Raw genomic sequence first — 18928 nt, 5'->3', positions numbered from 1 at the left:
ACGCAAGAGAACCCTGGAGACGCCCCCATGATCCGCATCGGCGCCAATCCGATCTGCTGGTCGAACGACGACATGATCGAGATCGGCGGCAACATCCCGCTCGAACAATGCCTCTCGGAAGCCCGCGAGATCGGCATCGAGGGCATGGAGCTCGGCAACAAGTTCCCCAAGACCGCCGAGGCCCTGAAGGCGAAGCTCGCCGACTTCGGCCTCGTCTTCGTCTCCGGGTGGTACTCGACCTTCCTCCTGGAGCGGACCGCCGAAGAGGAACTCGAGGCCGCGCGCGACGCCATCGCGCTGCGCAAGGGTGCGGGCGCCGAGGTGCTGATCGTGTGCGAATGCACCCGCACGGTGCACGGCACGAAGTCCGCCCCGCTCTCCACCCGGCCGGTGATGACGGAGGCCGAGTGGGCCGTCTTCCTGCCCCGCATGACCCGCTTCGCCGAACTGGTGAAGGCCGAGGGCCTGCAGCTCGTCTACCACCACCACATGGGCACCGTGATCCAGACCGAGCCCGAGATCGACCGCTTCATGGCTGGCACCGGCCCGGCCGTGAAGCTCCTCCTCGACACCGGCCATGCCACCTGGGGCGGCGCCGACCCGGTGCGGCTGGCGAAGCGCTACGCCGACCGCATCGGCCACATACACACCAAGGACGTCCGCCTGGACGTCGCCCGCCGCGCCGCGGACGGCGACTGGTCCTTCCTCGACTCCGTCCTGGAGGGTGTCTACACGGTCCCGGGCGACGGCACGGTCGACTACGTGTCGGTCTTCAAGGCCGTGCCCGCCTATTCCGGCTGGGTCATCATCGAGGCCGAGCAAGACCCCGAGAAGGCGAACCCGAAGACCTACGTGTCCATGGGCTACGCGAACCTGACCCGCTTCCTGAAGGAGGCGGGACTGAGGAGCTGACGCGCCCAAGCCGGGCAGAGACCACCCCGTCCGCAACCCCGCCCCCCCCACCGCGTTCCCAGACAAGGCGCGGCACGCGCCGCCGATCCGGGATCCAGCGCGCGGCCCGATCTCGCAGCGCTGCGGCCGGCGGAGAGCGCTGGACCCCGGCCCTCCACTGCGCTCCGGCCGGCCGCTGCGGCCGGCGGAGAGCGCTGGACCCCGGCCCTCCACTGCGCTCCGGCCGGGGATGCGGGTGGAGAGGCGGGGCCCGGAGGTCGGGGTCCGTTCAGTCCCCGATCCTCTCCACCGCAGTCCCGGACAAGGCGCGGCACGCGCCGCAGATCCGGGATCCCGCGCGGGCCCCGATCCGCAGCGCTGCGGCGGGCGGAGTCGGGCGACCCGGAGCGCTAGACGACCTGCACCTGGACCACGCCGGGGACGGCCTTGAGGGCGCCGGCGATCTGGGGGGAGACGCGGTAGCGGTCGCGCAGCTTGACCTCGACTTCGCGCTGTCCGCCTTCGCCGAGAAGGAGGATGAAGGAGACCTCGCCCTCCCCGCCTTGCGGCAGGTGGCGGTGGATGGAGTCGATCGGGCCCGGGTCGCGCAGGAAGATGCGCAGGTTCTGCTGCAGGCGGCCGGCGATGGCGTCGAGCGGCTCGACCTTGTCGATGCGGACGCTGACGCCCTCCGCGCGCTCCTCGGCATTGGCGTAGATGACCACCGACTGGCCGGGTTCCAGCAGGTCGCGATAGGTGGCGAGGCCCTCGGAGAAGATCACCGCCTCGTACTGGCCGGTCGGGTCGGAGATGCGCACGATGCCCATCTTGTTGCCGGTCTTGGTCTTGCGCTCCTGGCGGCTGGTGACCGTGCCGGCGAGGCGGCCGAAGGCGGAGCCGCCCTTCACCGAGCGCTGGAACTCCGACCACATCTGGACGCGGAGCTTCTCCAGCGTGGAGCGGTATTCGTCGAGCGGATGGGCGGAGAGGTAGAAGCCGACGGCGGAATACTCCCGCTGGAGTTGCTCGGCCGCCGTCCAGGGCTGCGTCTCGGGCAGGCGCAGCGGCTTCTCGTCGCCGCCGCCGGCGAACATGTCGAGGTTGCCACCGGCATCGGCCGTCTTCACCCGGTTGGCCTCGGCCATGACCACGTCGAGACCGGCCACGAGCTTGGCGCGGTTGGGATCGAGCCGGTCGAAGGCGCCGGCGGCTACGAGGCTCTCCAGGGTGCGCTTGTTGACCTGGCGGGGATCGAAACGCCTCGCGAAATCGGAGATGTCCCGGAAGGGCCGGTCGGCGCGGAGCGCCACCAGATGCTCGACGGCGTGGCCACCGACTCCCTTCACGGCCGCGAGGGCATAGACGATCTTGCCGTCCTCGACGTCGAAGGCGACGCCGGAGCGGCGGATGTCCGGGGCGAGCACGTCGATGCCGAGCCGCATCGCCTCGCGCCGGAAGTCGTTCAGCTTGTCCGTGTTGGACATGTCGAGCGTCATGGAGGCGGCCAGGAACTCGACCGGGTGGTTCGCCTTCAGGTAGGCGGTCTGATAGGCGACCAGCGCGTAGGCGGCGGCGTGGGACTTGTTGAAGCCGTAGTCGGCGAACTTGGCGAGGAGGTCGAAGATCGTGTCGGCCTGTTCCTTGGAGAGGCCCTGCCGGATCGCGCCCTCGACGAAGCGGACGCGCTGGGCGTCCATCTCGGCCTTGATTTTCTTGCCCATGGCGCGCCGCAAGAGGTCGGCCTCGCCGAGCGAATAGCCCGAGAGGATCTGGGCGATCTGCATCACCTGTTCCTGGTAGACGATGATGCCGTGCGTCTCCTTCAGGACCGCCTCGAGCAGCGGGTGGATGTAGTCCGGCTTCTCCAGCCCCTGCTTGCGGGCGCCGTAGACCGGGATGTTGGCCATCGGGCCCGGGCGATAGAGCGCGACGAGGGCGATGATGTCCTCGAAACGGTCGGGCTTGATGTCGGCGATGGCCTTGCGCATGCCCTGGCTTTCCAGCTGGAACACGCCGACCGTCTCGCCGCCGGCCAGGAGCTTGTACGTGGGCGCGTCGTCGAGCGGGATGGACGAGAGGTCGATGTCGATGCCCTTCGTCTTCCTGACGAGCTGGAGCGCGGTCTGCAGGACCGTCAGGGTCTTCAGGCCGAGGAAGTCGAACTTCACGAGGCCGGCGCTTTCCACCCACTTCATGTTGAACTGGGTGACGGGCATGTCGGACCGCGGGTCGCGGTAGAGCGGCACCAGCTCGTCGAGGCGGCGGTCGCCGATGACGATGCCGGCGGCGTGGGTCGAGGCGTGGCGGTAGAGCCCCTCGAGCTTCATGGCGATGTCGAGCAGCTTCTCGACGATGGGCTCCTGCTCGCGCGCCTCCTGGAGGCGCGGCTCGTCGTTGACCGCCTGGGCGAGCGTCACGGGATTGGCCGGGTTCTGCGGGACGAGCTTGGCGAGCCGATCCACCTGGCCATAGGGCATCTGCAGGACGCGGCCGACGTCGCGCAGCACCGCGCGCGCCTGGAGGGTGCCGAAGGTGATGATCTGCGCGACCTGGTCGCGGCCGTATTTCTGCTGAACGTAACGGATCACCTCGTCGCGGCGGTCCTGGCAGAAGTCGATGTCGAAGTCGGGCATCGACACGCGTTCGGGGTTGAGGAAGCGCTCGAAGAGGAGCGCGAAGCGCAGGGGGTCGAGATCCGTGATCGTCAGGGACCAGGCGACGAGCGACCCGGCGCCGGAGCCGCGGCCGGGCCCGACCGGGATGCCCTGCGCCTTGGCCCACTTGATGAAGTCCGACACGATCAGGAAGTAGCCGGGGAACTTCATCCGCTCGATGATCGTGAGCTCGAATTCGAGACGCTCGCGGTAGGTCTCCTCGCTGATGCCCGGCGCGGTCCCGTGCGCGGCGAGCCGGGCGGCGAGGCCCGCCTCGGCCTGGGCGCGCAGCTCCAGCGCCTCGGCCTTCTCGGCCGCCTCGGCGTCCTGGCCGACGCCGGCGAAGCGGGGCAGGATCGGCTTGCGCTTCAGGGGCCGATAGGAGCAGCGCCGGGCGATCTCGACCGTGTTGTCGAGCGCCTCGGGCAGGTCGGCGAAGAGCGCCTGCATCTCGGCGCGCGTCTTGAACGCGTGCTCGGGGGTCAGGCGCCGCCGGTCCTCCTCGGCGACAACGCGTCCTTCCGAGATGGCGATCAGGGCGTCGTGGGCCTCGAAGTCCTCGCGCTTGGAGAAGTAGGGCTCGTTGGTGGCGACGAGCGGCAGGCCGAGCGCGTAGGCGAGGTCGAGGAGGCCGGCTTCCGCCAAGCGCTCCTCGTCGAGGCCGTGGCGCTGGATCTCGGCATAGAGCCGGTCGCCGTAGAGGCCGGCGAGCCGCTCCAGGCGCGCGCGGGCGAGGTCCTCCTGGCCGTCGACGAGCGCGCGGTCGACCGGGCCGCCGGGGCCGCCGGTCAGGGCGATCAGGCCGGCCGTGCGGCCCTCCAGGTCGGCAAAGGAGACATGCGGGTCCTCCGTCCCCTCGGTGCCCAGGAAGGAGCGGGAGACGAGGCGGACGAGGTTCGCCCAGCCCTCGGCGTTGGCGGCAATGAGGACGAGGCTCGGCCGCCGGGCGACGAGCGAGGGCCGGCGCGAGGCCTCCCCGGCGCGGTCGTCGAACTCGACCGCGATCTGGCACCCGACGATCGGCTGGATGCCCTTCTCGGCGGCCTTCTCGGAGAATTCCAGCGCGCCGAACAGGTTGCCCGTGTCGGCGAGGCCGAGCGCGGGCTGCGCGTCGGCCTTGGCGAGCTCGATCAGCTTGCCGAGCGGCAATGCGCCCTCGAGCAGGGAATAGGCCGAATGGGCCCTGACATGAACGAAGCCGACCGCCGCCATGCCGTCTCCGACCCTTCCCTGCCCTGCCGATCCTGCCGCGACTCGGCGGCGCCCCGCCCGGCCGCCCGACGCAGTTTCGGCCCCGGGGCGTCCGGGGGCAACGCGACGCGGCCGAATGGCCGCCTCCCGGACCACGCCTTGGCGGCGCCCTGTGGATAACCCGGGGCATCCGCCCGCGGCTGGCCGGGCCGTCGTCCCCGGTTCGGCCGGGTCCGGCGCCGACCCGCGCCGACCCGTCCCTGTGGAGAAGCGCCGGGGCGCTTGTGGATAACCTGCGGGCGGGATATTCTCTCTTTGTTCCGGACCCTCAACCGGCCCGCGCTATGACGTCCGCCCAGATCGCGATCATGGCCATGAAGCTGATCAACGCACCCGCCGACAGAACTTCCCGCATCAGCATCATCATGGGAGCCTCCTTCGTTGGCCGCCGTTCGATGATCAGAGTATGTTCCTGTTTTGTTCCTGTGGTCAAGCCTGTGCCGGACGGCGTCGCAAGACTTGGTTAACGGGTGGCCTTCCCAGACGGCGAGGCGAGCGGGAGGCCCGCTTCGGGCACCGGTACGGTACCGGACACCAGCAGACCGGACGCAGGCGGAGGCCGAGGGTGGAGGCACCTATGCGGTGAGAAGGCGTGTGGAGGCCGACACGCGTCGAGCCGGAGGGCCGACCGCACGTCCTCCACAGCGGGGCCGAGGGCCGGTCCGCCGGCGCCTCCGCGCACCGGCGGCTTCGCCCGTCTCCGTACCGGCACCGCCCCGCCGTAAAGGTCCGCCCCCGTCATCGCCGACGGTGCCTTATGGACCTGCCGCGCGCCCCGGATCCGCTTGACCCCCGGAAGCGAACCCGCCTATAAGGCCCGCGCGCGGCGCCCTTCGTCTATCGGTTAGGACGGCAGCCTTTCACGTTGCAAAGACGGGTTCGACTCCCGTAGGGCGCGCCACGTTCCTAGGCCGTTTCGCTGGCGTGTTTCGTCCGACTGTGGGCTTCTGTTGCCCTTTCGCAGCGACAGCATCGCGGGAGGCATCATGCTCCAGGGGACCGTCACGGTGGTGACCGGCGGCAGCCGCGGGATCGGGAAGGAGATCGCCAAGGCCCAGGCCGAGGCCGGCGCCAAGGTGGCGATCATCGCGCGAAACCCCAATGCCGTCTCGGCGGCCGCTTCGGAGATCGGGGGAGCCGGCGCGGTGGCCAGGGGTTTCGCCGCCGATCTGTCCGACCGCGCCGCCGTCGAGGCCGTCTTCGCGGCGATCGCCACGGAATTGGGTCCGGTCGACACCCTCATCAACAACGCCGGAGTCTTCTCGGCCATCGGCCCGATCTGGGAGGTCGACCCGGACGCGTGGTGGGACGACATCGAGATCAATCTGAAATCGGCGTTTCATTGTGCGCGGGCCGTGCTGCCGTCGATGCTCTCGCGGGGACGCGGGCGCATCGTCAACATGATCGGCGGCGGCACCTCGACACCGCTGGCCTTCGGCTCCGCCTACTCGGTCTCGAAGACGGGCACGCTGCGCCTGACGGAGTGCATCGCGGCCACGCTCGAAGGCACGGGCGTCGTCTGCCTCGCGATGGATCCCGGGCTGGTCCTCACGGATCTCACCCGCTACCAGATGGAGTCGGCCGCCGGGACCAAGTACATGCCGAATGTCGGGAAGCGGTTGGCGAGCGGCGACCATCTCCCCCCGAGCTATGCGGCCCGACTCGCCCTGGAGATCGCCCGCGGCCGGTTCGACCGGTTGGCCGGTCGCGCGGTGCGCGCCTATGATGATCTCGACGAGGTCGACGCGTCCACGGACGACATCCTGGCCCGCGACCTTCGCGTCCTGCGTGTCACGGGCTTCGCCCCTTCGCCCGGCCCGGCCGGCCGCCCGGGAACACCCGACGGGCCGGCCCCGGGCGACGCCGGCCAGCCCTCGAACGGAGGAGCCGCAGGATGAGCAGTGAGACGCCCGCCCCGACCCCGGCCCCCGTCCCGGAGGAGCGGTTCCTCCATACGACGCTCGGACCTCTCGCCCGCGACCAGGTCGGCATGATGCTGCCCCACGAGCATATCTTCGTCGACTTGCGGACGCCCGACCAGCCGGGATACGCCGAGGCGGAGGAGGCCGCGGTCGTCGCTCTCATGTCCCCGAAGATCGAGGAGATCAAGGCGCGGGGGATCACGGCCCTCGTCGAGTGCTCCACGACCGGGGTGGGTCGCCGTGCGGATTTCGACCTCGCCGTCTCGCGCGCCACGAGCTTTCCGGTGCTGGTGCCGACCGGCAGCTATCGCGAGCCGTGGATCGTTCCGTTCGTCCAGGAGTCCGACGACGCGGCCCTGGAGGCCTGGATGCACCGGGAACTCACGGTGCGACTGGCCGAAGCCGACTTCCGCGCCGGCTGGATCAAGCTCAGCGCCGGGGACGACGGCATCACGCCGCTGGAGGAACGCATCCTGCGGGCCGCGGCCCGTGCGGCGGTCCGGACCGGCGCCGTGATCGGCAGCCATACGATGCGGGGCCGGGTTGCGTTGCGACAGCTCGACATCCTTGCGGAAGAGGGCTGTCCGGCGGGCCGCTTCATCTGGATCCACACGCAGAAGGAAGAGGATCTCGCCTTGCACGACGAGGCGGCGTCGCGGGGCGCCTGGATCGAATACGACCATGTCGGCCGTGCGCCCGACGACGAGGTGCGGGGCCTGATCCTGCGCGCCTTGCAGGCGGGCGCCGCCGGCCGACTTCTGATCAGCCACGACCTCGGCTGGTTCGATCCCGCCAAGCCCGGCGGTGGCGTGCCGCGGCCGTATACGCACCTCTCGGACGTCATGATGCCGCTGCTGCGCGCGTCCGGCGTCGACGACGGCACGCTGAAGGCGCTCACCGTGGACAACCCGTTCGACGCGTTCTCGCGCCCGGGCTAGCCTGTCACACGTGCTGACGAGGGCGGTCCGGTCGCATCCGGTTGATCGAAACCTTTGCCGTGCTCCGCCGCTGCGCCGAAACCCGAGGGTGGTCGGCAGGGTCGCCCGAGACCCTAGCGGGTGAAGCGTGCGCCGGTGTCAGGCACCGCCATGCCGCACACGAGGGTCGGCTCGAGGCGGAGGCCGCAGGCGGCGATCATGCGGCGGGACGGCTCGTTTGTGGCGGAGGCGAGTTCGTACACGTGGGTGGCGCCGAGATCGTGGAGGACGCGCAGAAGCATCCGCGCGTTGACGGCGCTGCCGAGGCCGCGGCCGCGCAAAGCCTCCGAGACCGCGGCCAGGCCGCCCCAGGCGTGGCGGTGGTAGGGGCTGGAGGCGTTGTGCGGCATGTAGCCGTGGGCCGCGGCCACGATCTCCCCCGTCCCGTCGGCGATCGCCACGGTCCGGGCCGGTCCGCAGGCGCCGACCAGCATCGAGCCCGAGAACGGCACGATGCCGCACCGGCCTATGAGCGCCTGGATGGCGGTCGTCATGGTGTCCTCGGGCTGGGTGGGCGTCCGCGCCTCGGCCAGCCCCTCGGGCAGTCCGGCGGCGACGATGGCCTCGCAGGCCGCCGCCGCGCTCCGCCGGTCGGCCAGGAAGACGTTCCAGAGGTCCAGGCGGAAGTTCCGCTTCGCCAGATGCTCCCGGATCTCTTCGGCCTTGGCGGGGGAGATCATGCGAAAGCCGAGGTAGGAGTCGCGCTCCAGGATGGCGTCGATGCGGTCCCAGCCGAACCGCTCGGGATCGTCGCAGCCCATCATGCGACCGATCTGGCAGGCGCCGGGGGTCCGGGCGATGAAGTCTGCGTTCGACTCCGCTAGGGCCTGCAATCGCTGTTGTGTTTCGGTGCCGAAGTACCCCACCATGGCCGATGCCCCCCCCACGATCGCACAGGGTCCGGCTTCCCCACGCGACCTAGTCGATGCATATAATAGCATACAAGAACGAGGCTGCCGGCGCCGACAGCCCCGGTTCGAGCGCCGTGATCTGAAGAGGGCCGCCGACCTCTTTGTGCCCTTCAGGATCGGGATCTCCGCTGTATCCCGCGGAATCAGGAGAGGGCTTGATGAGCGGCCAAGGAGCTCCGATGGGCCCCTATCTGCAGACGACGGTCGTGGTCGCGCTGCTCCTGCTCGGTCTCATGGTCCTGTTCAGCGTGCTCGGAGACGGCTACGCGGTCATTCTGGTGTTACCGCTTGCGCCCGTTTACGCGGCGCTGATGTTTCTGGCGACCCGGCTTCTCGTTGGCAGGTCCCGACAAGTCGTCGCGCGGCCAGCCTTCGTCCTGGCCGTCATCTTTCCGGGACTGGCTGTCGTGAACGGATACGCGGCACTCTGGCTGCTCCGGGCGGCGATGCTGGCCGACAACGCGCCACCCACGAGCGGCTCCGTGGCGTCGTTGGTGACCGATGTCGGCGTGGGCCACGGTTTCGGGCTGGCCGTCGCGACCCTCATCGGCTACGCCGCCCTTGGCTACCGGCTTTGCCGTCGGCCACCGCTCGCGCCGACCCGGGACGGACCGAACGAGGCGGCCCGAACCTGAGCCGGCGGGCCCGCCCGCCCTCTCCAGCCCTGCACCTCCGGAACAGGAGCATTGCCGTGCGACGCCTCACCGCTTGGCGCAGGCGCGCTAGATTGGGTTTGTATCCAATTCCGGCGTGCCGCTGCGACGCGGCCGGCGCCACCGCCCCGACCGTTCCCCTTGTCCGAGATCCCCGCCCATGACCATCCAGACCCCGATCGACAGCCTCGCCTCCCTGCGCTTCGGCATCGGCCAGCCGGTGCCGCGGCAGGAGGACCCCGTGCTGGTGCAGGGGCTCGGCCGGTATACGGACGACGTGAGCCTGCCCGGGCAGGTCCATGCGGTCTTCGTTCGAAGCCCGCACGCGCACGGCATCCTCAACGGCGTCGACGCCGAGGCTGCGCGGTCGATGCCCGGCGTCCTCGCCGTCTACACGGCGGCCGACCTCGCGCCGATGAACTACGGGCCGCTCAAATGCGTGTTCGCCTTCCAGAACCGGGACGGTACGGCCATGGCGGCCCCGCATCGCGGGGCGCTGGCGGAGGGCAAGGTGCGCTTCGTCGGCGATCCGGTCGCGGTGGTCGTCGCCGAGACCGCGGCGGCGGCGCGCGACGCCGCGGCGGCCGTGGTGCTGGACGTGGACGTGATCCCGGCGGTGACGACCGTGGAGGATGCCCTCAAGGCGGATGCGCCGGCGCTCTATCCGGAGCTGGCCGGCGGCAACCTGATCCTCGACTACCATTTCGGCGACGGGGCGGCGGTCGCGGAGGCCTTCGCGAAGGCGGCCCACGTGACCCGGCTCGCCCTTCTCAACAACCGCGTGGTCGTGAACGCGATCGAGCCGCGCGCGGCGGTGGCGAGCTACGACGCGGAGGCGGAGAAGTTCACCCTGCACGCACCGAGCCAGGGCGTCTTCGGCAAGCGGAACAACCTCGCCGAGGCGATGCGGGTGCCGCAGGACAAGATGAGACTCGTCACCGGCAATGTCGGCGGCTCGTTCGGGATGAAGGGCTCGGTCTTTCCGGAATACATCTGCCTCATGCATGCCGCGCGCGCGCTCGGCCGGCCGGTGAAGTGGACGGACCAGCGGTCCGAGAGCTTCACCTCCGATCACCACGGCCGCGACATGACGGTGGTCGCCGAACTCGCGCTCGACGCGGACGGGCGCTTCCTCGCGACGCGCTTCACCGGGACCGCCAACCTCGGCGCCTACCTGACGCCGGTCGGGCCGATGATGGCGACGCTCAACATCGGCAAGAACTCGATCGGCATGTACCGGACGCCGCTGGTGGAGGTCTCGACGCTCTGCGCGGTCACCAACACGGTGCCGATCGGCGCCTACCGCGGCGCCGGGCGGCCGGAGGGCAACTACTACATGGAGCGGCTCATCGACACGGCCGCGGCCGAGATGGGCCTCGACCGCGTCGAGCTCCGCCGCCGCAACCTCGTCGGCCCCGCCGAGCTTCCCCACAAGACGCCGGCCGGCACGGTCTACGACTGCGGCGATTTCCCGGGCCTCGTCGACCGGGCGCTGGCGGCCGCCGACTGGGACGGGTTCGCGGCGCGCAAGGCGGAGAGCGCGGGGCGCGGGTGGCTGCGGGGGCTTGGGCTCGGCTGCTACCTGGAGGTGACGGCGCCGCCGATGAACGAGATGGGCGGCATCCACTTCGAGCCGGACGGGACGGTGACCATCGTGACCGGCACGCTCGATTACGGCCAGGGCCACTGGTCGCCCTTCGCGCAGGTCCTGCACACGAAGCTCGGGGTGCCGTTCGAGGCGATCCGGCTCGTCCAGGGCGACAGCGACCGGCTGATCGCCGGCGGCGGCACGGGCGGGTCGAAATCGATCATGGCGAGCGGCGCGGCCATCGTGGAGGCGAGCGCGCTGGTGATCGAGAAGGGCAAGACTGCCGCCGCGCATCTCCTGGAAGCGGGCGTCGAGGACATCGAGTTCGAGGCCGGACGCTTCGCCATCGTGGGCACCGACCGGGGCATCGGGCTGATGGAGCTCGCCCGCCGGCTCTCCGAGGCGACCGACCTGCCGCCGGACGTCCCGCAGACGCTCGACGTGGACCACGTGTTCAAGCAGGCGCCCTCCGCCTATCCGAACGGCTGCCATGTGGCCGAGGTCGAGATCGATCCGGAGACCGGGGTCACCGAGGTGGTCCGCTACACCATGGTCAACGACTTCGGAACCCTGGTGAACCCGCTCCTGGTGGAAGGCCAGCTTCACGGCGGCGTGCTGCAGGGGATCGGGCAGGCGCTCATGGAGCGCACGGTCTTCGACGGGGACGGCCAGCTCGTGACGGGCTCCTTCGTCGACTACCAGATGCCGCGCGCCGTGGACGCGCCGCCGCATTTCGTCTTCGAGAGCCGGCCGCAGCCGACCGCCGGTAACCCGCTCGGGGCCAAGGGCTGCGGCGAGGCGGGCTGCGCCGGGTCCCTGCCCTCGGTCATGAATGCCGTGGTCGACGCCCTCTCGGGACGCGGCATTCGGCACATCGACATGCCGGCGACGCCGCTCGCGGTCTGGGGCGCGCTCCAGGCGGCCGGCTGAGCCGGGCCGCCATCATGGCCGGTGCGGGGCGGGGTCGGCCCTGCCCGCCCCGGGCTACCGGGTCGGCCGGCCGAACGCGGGCGCGACGTCCGGCGACATGTTTCCCGAACATTGCGTCCGGGACGGGAGCGCAACAAAGCGCTAACAGATGTTGCGATTTGATTGCGGTCCCTTTTCGAGCATCGACGTAATCGACGCCGCTGTCCTTTACCAACGCAACCGAATACAAGACGATGTGAAGACATTAACCTTGCGCTCGCCACGTGCGGCTGACTATAGGTGACCACAGAGGCCGGGTTCACTCCTGGTCTTCGAGCCCAGTTTTCGGAGTAGACATCATATGAAGTTCAAGACTTCGGCCGCCTTCGTGTTCGCCTCGCTCGCCATGACCGCCGGTGCTTCCGCTGGCTGGATCGACGACTACAACGCGACCCTCAACACCCCCGCGGCCCGCGCCGCGGCGATGAAGTCGGCTTGCGGCAGCACGGGCGCCGTCGACCAGGTGAACTGCACCTATTACAAGAAGTACGGCCCGCCGATCTCCGACGTCCGCTACGCCATCGCGGCCGGCTCGATCATCGCCGGCGGCGTCGTCGGTGGCGTGCTGCATGCCCATCCGGGCATCCTCGGCATGAACCACCTGCACGTCCTCGGCCACAAGGTCACCTTCGTCCAGGCCGTCGCGATCGGCGCCGGCACGGGCTACGTCGTCTCGCGCGTCGCCACGCACCGCTGAGACGAGCGGCCGGCGGGCGTCGCGCCCGCCCGCCCCGGATACGACAGGGCGGCACTCCGGTGCCGCCCTTCTTCGTTGCGGGTTGCATTTCGGGTGCGGCCGGGCGATCCGGTTCGGATGAGCGACACGACACCGACCGCCCCGAACCCGGCCGGCATGGACCCGGCCGACCTGGACGACATCGCCGGCATCCTGGCCTTCCTGAGGGGCGCGGAGCGCCTCAAGGACGTCCTGCGCACGGCGCACACCGCCTCCGGACGGACCGAGAGCACGGCCGAGCACAGCTGGCGGCTCTGCCTTTGGGCCCTGCTGCTCGCCGACCGCTTCGGCGAGATCGACAGGACGAGGCTCCTGGAGATCTGCATCGTGCACGATCTCGGCGAGGCGATCCGGGGCGACATCCCGGCGATCCACCAGGCCGGCCGGCCGGGGAAGGCCGCGGAGGAGCGCGCCGACCTCGCCACCCTCGCCGCGCCCTTGCCCGACCGGCTCGCCAAGAAGATCCTCGCGCTCTGGGACGAGTACGAGGCAGCTGCGACGCCGGAGGCCCGGATCGCGAAGGGTCTCGACAAGCTCGAGACCATCCTGCAGCACAATCAGGGCCTCAACCCGGCTGACTTCGACTATGCATTCAACCTCGGCTATGCACGGCAGGCCACGGACCGCGTTCCCCTGATCTCGGCGATCCGGGCCATCCTCGACGAGGATACGAAGGCGCATGCCGGGAAATCGCCGTCCGGCGCTTGACGCCAGGCACGCGGGCAGGAAGTCTGCGGACCCCGCACCGCGGCGACCGCCGCCGTCCGACACCGTTGAGGGAGGTTCACCCCGTGCTCAAGCATCTCGCATCCGCCGCGCTGGCCGGACTCGGTCTCGTCGCCGCCTTCGCGATGCCCGCCGACGCGCAGGCGCCCGAGAAGGCCAAGCTGGAACTCGGCGTCGGCGGCAAGCCGCTCCTCTACTACCTGCCGCTGACCATCGCGGAGCGGAAGGGCTTCTTCAAGGAGCAGGGCCTCGACGTCACCATCAACGATTTCGGCGGCGGCGCGAAGTCGCTGCAGGCGCTGGTCGGCGGCTCGGTCGACGTGGTCACCGGCGCCTACGAGCATACCATCCGCATGCAGGAGAAGGGGCAGGACATCGTCGCCGTGCTCGAGCTCGGACGCTTCCCGGGGATCGTGCTGGCGACCGCCAAGGACAAGCCGATCAAGTCGATCGCGGACCTCAAGGGGGCCAAGGTCGGCGTCACGGCGCCGGGGTCCTCGACGCACCTGACCGTCTCCTATCTGCTCGCCAAGAACGGGATTGCGCCGGACGCGGTCTCGATCATCGGAGTCGGCTCGGGCGCCTCGGCGGTCGCCGCCCTGCAGAAGGGCAACGTCGACGCGGTCTCGCACCTCGACCCCGTGATCTCCAAGCTGGAGGCGGACGGCTCGGTCAACATCCTGGTCGACACCCGCACGGAGGCGGGCACCAAGGCGGTCTACGGGTCGACCAACCCGGCGGCCTCGCTCTACCTGAAGGCGGACTTCGTCAAGGCCAACCCGAACACGACCCAGGCCCTCACCAACGCGCTCTTCAAGGCTTTGAAGTGGCTCGAGAAGGCCTCGCCGGACGACGTCGCCGCGGCGGTGCCGGAAGAATACTGGCTCGGCGACAAGGCGCTCTACGTCAAGGCGGTGGCGGCGAGCCTGCCGACCTATTCGCGGACGGGCGTCATCACCGCCGAGGCGAGCAAGGGCATGCTGGAATTCCTCAAGGTCGTGGAGCCGACCTTCGCGGCCGACAAGATCGACCTCGCCAAGACCTTCGACGGTCGCTTCGTCGAGAAGGCCGCCCAGACGGTGAAGTGAACCGCGGCCTTCGATAACGAGCCCGGGACGGCGACGTCCCGGGACGGCGTCGGAAGACGGGGAGCTACCCGAGCAGCCTACTCGCTATCCAGGCGGCGCCCGCGGTCCTACGGTCCGGGTAGGGCCCGGCAGTCAGAAACGGCCGTGGGCGCCTCGGCCGGTCGTGATCGGGCCAGGACCGGCTGTCCTCGACCTGATGCACCTTCTCGAGCGGTCAGGACCGCACGCTGCCGCGCGCGATCGGCGACGGACCGTCCCCCGTCGCCCGCCGTTCAGAACGGGATTTCGTCGTCCATGTCGGCATTGGAGAAGGCCGGGGGCCGGCTGCCGCCGCCGCCCGAGCCGCCGGCGCGTGGCGCGCCGGAGCCGCCGCCGCGGTCGTAGCCGACGCTCCGCGCGGCCGGGCGACCACCGCCACCACCACCGCCACCGAAGTCCTGGTCGCCGCCGAAATCGTCACCCGATCCGGCGCCGGGACCGCCGCCCTGACCGCGGTCGAGCATGGTCAGCTGGCTGTTGAAGTTCTGCAGCACGACTTCGGTGGTGAAGCGCTTCTGGCCCTGCTGGTCCTCCCACTCGCGGGTCTGCAGCGCGCCCTCGACGTAGACCTTCATGCCCTTCTTCAGGTACTGCTCCGCGACCTTCGCGAGACCCTCGTTGAAGATCACGACGCGGTGCCACTCGGTCTTCTCCCGCCGCTCGCCGGACTGGCGGTCGCGCCAGGTGTCCGTCGTGGCCAGGCGGAGGTTGACGATCGGACGGCCGTCCTGGGTACGGCGGATTTCCGGGTCGGCGCCCAGATTGCCGACCAGGATGACCTTGTTCACGCTTCCGGACATGACGACCTCCTGTTCCGCCGCCACCCTACCCCGCCGGCGCGCCCGCGCCACGCGCGCCGCGGGGCTTATCCACGGCAATCTGTCCCGGAACGGACCAGCCTGCCCGTCCCGACGGGACCCTCGCCGGTGCGGTCCCCGGTGGGCCTTGCCATTCGTTCCCGATCCGTTCTATACAAGCCCGTATCGGAACGCAAGCCACCCCAGCCACCCGAGTCGCGCCGCGAGGATTGAGGGACGGCGTGCGAACCGTTAACGTTCGGCGGCGGCCTCGGGATCCGGCGATCCCGCAGGCGGCTCCTGACGGATCCTGACAGGAGGCCCGTGGGAGGGTCGCGGGCCGGCGGAGCCATCCGCCCGGCCGGGGGACTCGTATTGTTAACAGGGCCGCCGGCCCCCACTTGCGGGACATCCGGCTCCCCGGGCCGTGCACCCTGCCCGCCGACGCAGCCGACGAGAGCGATGATGACCGACAGACCGCGCGCTGGCGCCTCGGCCCTGAAGACGATCTCCATCCGGGGCGCGCGCGAGCACAACCTCAAGAACGTCGACCTCGACCTGCCGCGCGACAGCCTCGTGGTCATGACCGGCCTGTCGGGATCGGGCAAGTCGTCGCTCGCCTTCGACACGATCTACGCGGAGGGCCAGCGCCGCTACGTGGAGAGCCTGTCGGCCTATGCCCGGCAGTTCCTCGAGATGATGCAGAAACCGGACGTCGACCAGATCGACGGGTTGTCGCCGGCGATCTCGATCGAGCAGAAGACCACCTCGCGCAACCCGCGTTCGACCGTAGGCACGGTCACCGAGATCTACGACTACATGCGCCTGCTCTTCGCGCGCGTGGGCGTTCCCTACTCGCCGGCGACGGGCCTGCCGATCGAGAGCCAGACGGTGAGCCAGATGGTCGACCGGACCTTGGCGCTTCCCGAGGGCACGCGGTTCTACCTGCTGGCGCCCATCGTGCGCGGCCGCAAGGGCGAATACCGCAAGGAACTGGCGGACCTGCAGAAAAAGGGCTTCCAGCGCGTCAAGGTCAACGGCGCCTTCCACGAGATCTCCGAGGCGCCCGCCCTCGACAAGAAGCTGAAGCACGACATCGACGTGGTCGTCGACCGCATCGTCGTGCGGGCCGACATGGCGAGCCGGCTCGCCGACAGCTTCGAGACCGCGTTGAAGCTCGCCGACGGGATCGCGATCGCCGAGTTCGCCGACGACAAGGACGACAAGGGCGATCCGCGTCGGCTGATCTTCTCCGAGAAGTTCGCCTGCCCGGTCTCCGGCTTCACGATCTCGGAGATCGAGCCGCGGCTGTTCTCCTTCAACAACCCGTTCGGCGCCTGTCCGACCTGCTCGGGTCTGGGCACCGAGCAGAAGATCGACCCCGCCCTCGTGGTGCCGGACGAGAGCCTGACGCTCCGCAAGGGCGCGGTCGCGCCCTGGGCGCGGTCGACTTCGCCCTTCACCACCCAGACCCTGGAGGCGCTCGGCAAGCATTTCGGCTTCCCGCTCACCGTTCCCTGGCGCGACCTGCCGGAACGGGGGCGGTCCGCGATCCTCTACGGGACGGGAAGCGAGGAGGTGCTGTTCGCCTATGACGACGGGCTGCGCAGCTACCAGACCCGGAAGACCTTCGAGGGCGTCATCCCCAACCTGGAGCGGCGCTGGCGCGAGACGGAGTCCGACTGGTCGCGCGAGGAGATCGAGCGCTACTTCGCCACGACGCCGTGCCGGGCCTGCGGCGGCACCCGGCTGAAGCCGGAGGCGCTGGCGGTCAAGATCGCCGGGCGACACATCGGCGAAGTGTCGGAACTGTCGATCCGCAAGGCGGGCCAGTGGTTCGAATGCCTGCCGGCGGAGCTCACGCCGAAGCAGAACGAGATCGCGGTGCGGATCCTGAAGGAGATCCGGGAGCGCCTGAAGTTCCTGAACGACGTGGGCCTGGAATACCTCACGCTGTCGCGCAACTCCGGGACGCTGTCGGGCGGCGAGAGCCAGCGGATCCGGCTCGCCTCCCAGATTGGCTCGGGCCTGACGGGCGTTCTCTACGTGCTGGACGAGCCCTCCATCGGGCTCCACCAGCGCGACAACGCGCGGCTGCTCGAGACGCTGAAGCACCTGCGCGACATCGGCAACACGGTCATCGTGGTCGAGCATGACGAGGACGCCATCCTGACCGCGGACTACGTGGTCGACGTCGGCCCCGGGGCGGGCATCCACGGCGGGCGGATCGTCTCGCAGGGGACGCCGGCCGAGATCATGGCCGACCCCAACTCGCTGACGGGCCGCTACCTCTCCGGGGATCTCGGCATCGAGGTGCCCGAGCGCCGCCGCAAGCTCACCAAGGGCAAGCAGCTCCGCATCGTCGGCGCGCGCGGCAACAATCTCAAGTCGGTCACGGCCGACATCCCGCTCGGCACCTTCACCTGCGTCACCGGCGTATCGGGGGGCGGCAAGTCGACGCTCGTCATCGACACGCTGTTCCGCTCCGCGGCGCGCAAGCTCAACAACGCCAAGGAGAACCCGGCGCCGCACGACCATGTCGACGGCCTGGAGTTCCTCGACAAGGTGATCGACATCGACCAGTCGCCGATCGGGCGCACGCCGCGCTCCAACCCGGCGACCTACACCGGGGCCTTCACACCCATCCGCGAATGGTTCGCCGGGCTGCCGGAGGCGAAGGCGCGCGGCTACGGGCCGGGGCGTTTCTCGTTCAACGTCAAGGGCGGCCGCTGCGAGGCCTGCCAGGGCGACGGCGTCATCAAGATCGAGATGCACTTCCTGCCGGACGTCTACGTGACCTGCGACGTCTGCAAGGGCAAGCGCTACAACCGCGAGACGCTCGAGGTGCAGTTCAAGGGCAAGTCGATCGCCGACGTGCTCGACATGACCGTCGACGAGGGCGTCGCCTTCTTCCAGGCGGTGCCGGCGATCCGGGAGAAGCTCGAGACGCTGTCGCGCGTCGGTCTCGGCTACATCCACGTCGGGCAGCAGGCGACCACGCTGTCGGGCGGCGAGGCGCAGCGCGTGAAGCTCTCCAAGGAGCTGTCGCGGCGCTCGACGGGGCGCACGCTCTACATCCTCGACGAACCCACCACCGGGCTGCACTTCCACGATGTCGCCAAGCTGCTGGAGGTGCTGCACGAGCTGGTCGACCAGGGCAACACGGTCGTGGTCATCGAGCACAACCTCGAGGTCATCAAGACCGCGGACTGGATCCTGGACCTCGGCCCCGAAGGCGGCGACGGCGGGGGCGAGATCGTCGCCATCGGCCGGCCGGAGGACGTCATCAAGGCGGAGCGCAGCCATACGGGCCGTTTCCTCGCCGAACTCCTCGACCGCCGACCGCCCCGCCGCACCGCCTCGGCGGCGGAGTAGACGGGCGCGGAACGCCGCCGACCTCTTCGGGGATTCGACCACGGACGGCACCGGGAATCGGAGCCGGCCGGCGATGCCTCGGCAAGCCGATGCCGTCCGTCCGGCCCCCGGCGGTCCCGTTCTGCTGCGTCGCACAATGAATAGGATCCCGGGGGTCGCGGCCTCCCGGGCCGACGACTGGATCGATTGAACCTACCCCAGGGATTTCGCCGACCCGCGAGCGATGAGGCTGGATCATGGCTCGATCTTCATTGTGCATTGCACAACGCGCATGACGGACATGCGGGCGCCCCCCTTCAATATGTCAGCCATTCTGCACTATCTTGCAGTCATCGATCGACGCCAAAGGCG

12 protein-coding genes and 1 tRNA gene are annotated in these 18928 nt (G+C 69.8%); 10 read left to right on the top strand and 3 right to left on the bottom strand.

All coding sequences use genetic code 11. The features are described from left to right. Nucleotides 1-27 precede the first annotated feature (27 nt). A complete protein-coding gene (iolE, locus tag WBG79_RS12525; protein WP_337357435.1) occupies nt 28-912 on the top strand; it encodes a myo-inosose-2 dehydratase in 885 nt (294 codons plus the stop codon). A 389-nt stretch (nt 913-1301) separates the two neighbouring features. Here iolE and dnaE read toward each other — a convergent pair whose 3' ends face one another. Further along, on the bottom strand, nt 1302-4757 hold the full coding sequence (gene dnaE, locus WBG79_RS12520; protein WP_337357434.1) for a DNA polymerase III subunit alpha: 3456 nt from the start codon (nt 4755-4757) through the stop codon (nt 1302-1304). Nucleotides 4758-5622: 865 nt separating this feature from the next. Here dnaE and WBG79_RS12515 point away from each other — a divergent pair. From WBG79_RS12515 to WBG79_RS12505, 3 genes are all read left to right on the top strand, one after another. Next, a tRNA-Glu gene (locus WBG79_RS12515) sits at nt 5623-5697 on the top strand. 85 nt (nt 5698-5782) lie between these two features. Further along, nucleotides 5783-6694: an SDR family NAD(P)-dependent oxidoreductase gene (locus WBG79_RS12510; protein WP_337357433.1), complete on the top strand. Its 912-nt coding sequence runs from the start codon at nt 5783-5785 to the stop codon at nt 6692-6694. Beyond that, the gene (locus WBG79_RS12505) at nt 6691-7656 is read left to right on the top strand and encodes a phosphotriesterase family protein (RefSeq protein ID WP_337357432.1); all 966 of its coding nucleotides are present in this window, start codon (nt 6691-6693) and stop codon (nt 7654-7656) included. Before WBG79_RS12510 ends, WBG79_RS12505 begins: the two co-directional genes overlap by 4 nt. Before the next feature lie 113 nt (nt 7657-7769). Here WBG79_RS12505 and WBG79_RS12500 read toward each other — a convergent pair whose 3' ends face one another. Beyond that, nucleotides 7770-8564 carry a GNAT family N-acetyltransferase gene (locus WBG79_RS12500; protein WP_337357431.1) on the bottom strand — a complete coding sequence of 265 codons (795 nt, stop codon included), beginning with the start codon at nt 8562-8564 and terminating at the stop codon, nt 7770-7772. Nucleotides 8565-8785: 221 nt separating this feature from the next. Here WBG79_RS12500 and WBG79_RS12495 point away from each other — a divergent pair, with 221 nt between their 5' ends. From WBG79_RS12495 to WBG79_RS12475, 5 genes are all read left to right on the top strand, one after another. Further along, the gene (locus tag WBG79_RS12495) at nt 8786-9241 is read left to right on the top strand and encodes a hypothetical protein (protein ID WP_337357430.1); all 456 of its coding nucleotides are present in this window, start codon (nt 8786-8788) and stop codon (nt 9239-9241) included. Nucleotides 9242-9419: 178 nt separating this feature from the next. Further along, complete coding sequence (locus WBG79_RS12490) at nt 9420-11777, top strand: xanthine dehydrogenase family protein molybdopterin-binding subunit (RefSeq protein WP_337357429.1); 2358 nt, start codon at nt 9420-9422, stop codon at nt 11775-11777. A gap of 340 nt (nt 11778-12117) precedes the next feature. Then, nucleotides 12118-12513 carry a hypothetical protein gene (locus tag WBG79_RS12485; protein WP_337357428.1) on the top strand — a complete coding sequence of 132 codons (396 nt, stop codon included), beginning with the start codon at nt 12118-12120 and terminating at the stop codon, nt 12511-12513. A gap of 117 nt (nt 12514-12630) precedes the next feature. Next, the gene (locus WBG79_RS12480; RefSeq protein WP_337357427.1) at nt 12631-13260 is read left to right on the top strand and encodes an HD domain-containing protein; all 630 of its coding nucleotides are present in this window, start codon (nt 12631-12633) and stop codon (nt 13258-13260) included. 143 nt (nt 13261-13403) lie between these two features. Further along, nucleotides 13404-14366, top strand: a complete 963-nt coding sequence (locus WBG79_RS12475) for an ABC transporter substrate-binding protein (RefSeq protein WP_337357937.1) — start codon at nt 13404-13406, stop codon at nt 14364-14366. Between the two features lie 272 nt (nt 14367-14638). Here WBG79_RS12475 and ssb read toward each other — a convergent pair whose 3' ends face one another. Beyond that, entirely contained in the window at nt 14639-15205 is a 567-nt protein-coding gene (gene ssb / locus WBG79_RS12470) for a single-stranded DNA-binding protein (RefSeq protein WP_337357426.1), read from the bottom strand. A gap of 459 nt (nt 15206-15664) precedes the next feature. Between ssb and uvrA the strand changes: the two genes are divergently transcribed. Beyond that, the gene (gene uvrA, locus WBG79_RS12465; protein ID WP_443147428.1) at nt 15665-18577 is read left to right on the top strand and encodes an excinuclease ABC subunit UvrA; all 2913 of its coding nucleotides are present in this window, start codon (nt 15665-15667) and stop codon (nt 18575-18577) included. The last annotated feature ends 351 nt before the right edge of the window (nt 18578-18928 follow it).

Origin of the sequence: Prosthecomicrobium sp. N25, from assembly GCF_037203705.1 — a bacterium.
Lineage (GTDB): Bacteria > Pseudomonadota > Alphaproteobacteria > Rhizobiales > Ancalomicrobiaceae > Prosthecodimorpha.
The sequence above is the reverse complement of the archived record's forward strand: the minus strand, read 5'-3'. Positions and strand labels throughout refer to the sequence as shown.

Bases quoted from the DNA above. Each gene is read 5' to 3' on its own strand.
- iolE (WP_337357435.1), top strand. From the start codon at position 28: ATGATCCGCATCGGCGCCAATCCGATCTGCTGGTCGAACGACGACATG.
- dnaE (WP_337357434.1), bottom strand. From the start codon at position 4,757: ATGGCGGCGGTCGGCTTCGTTCATGTCAGGGCCCATTCGGCCTATTCC.
- WBG79_RS12510 (WP_337357433.1), top strand. From the start codon at position 5,783: ATGCTCCAGGGGACCGTCACGGTGGTGACCGGCGGCAGCCGCGGGATC.
- WBG79_RS12505 (WP_337357432.1), top strand. From the start codon at position 6,691: ATGAGCAGTGAGACGCCCGCCCCGACCCCGGCCCCCGTCCCGGAGGAG.
- WBG79_RS12500 (WP_337357431.1), bottom strand. From the start codon at position 8,564: ATGGTGGGGTACTTCGGCACCGAAACACAACAGCGATTGCAGGCCCTA.
- WBG79_RS12495 (WP_337357430.1), top strand. From the start codon at position 8,786: ATGGGCCCCTATCTGCAGACGACGGTCGTGGTCGCGCTGCTCCTGCTC.
- WBG79_RS12490 (WP_337357429.1), top strand. From the start codon at position 9,420: ATGACCATCCAGACCCCGATCGACAGCCTCGCCTCCCTGCGCTTCGGC.
- WBG79_RS12485 (WP_337357428.1), top strand. From the start codon at position 12,118: ATGAAGTTCAAGACTTCGGCCGCCTTCGTGTTCGCCTCGCTCGCCATG.
- WBG79_RS12480 (WP_337357427.1), top strand. From the start codon at position 12,631: ATGAGCGACACGACACCGACCGCCCCGAACCCGGCCGGCATGGACCCG.
- WBG79_RS12475 (WP_337357937.1), top strand. From the start codon at position 13,404: ATGCCCGCCGACGCGCAGGCGCCCGAGAAGGCCAAGCTGGAACTCGGC.
- ssb (WP_337357426.1), bottom strand. From the start codon at position 15,205: ATGTCCGGAAGCGTGAACAAGGTCATCCTGGTCGGCAATCTGGGCGCC.
- uvrA (WP_443147428.1), top strand. From the start codon at position 15,665: ATGATGACCGACAGACCGCGCGCTGGCGCCTCGGCCCTGAAGACGATC.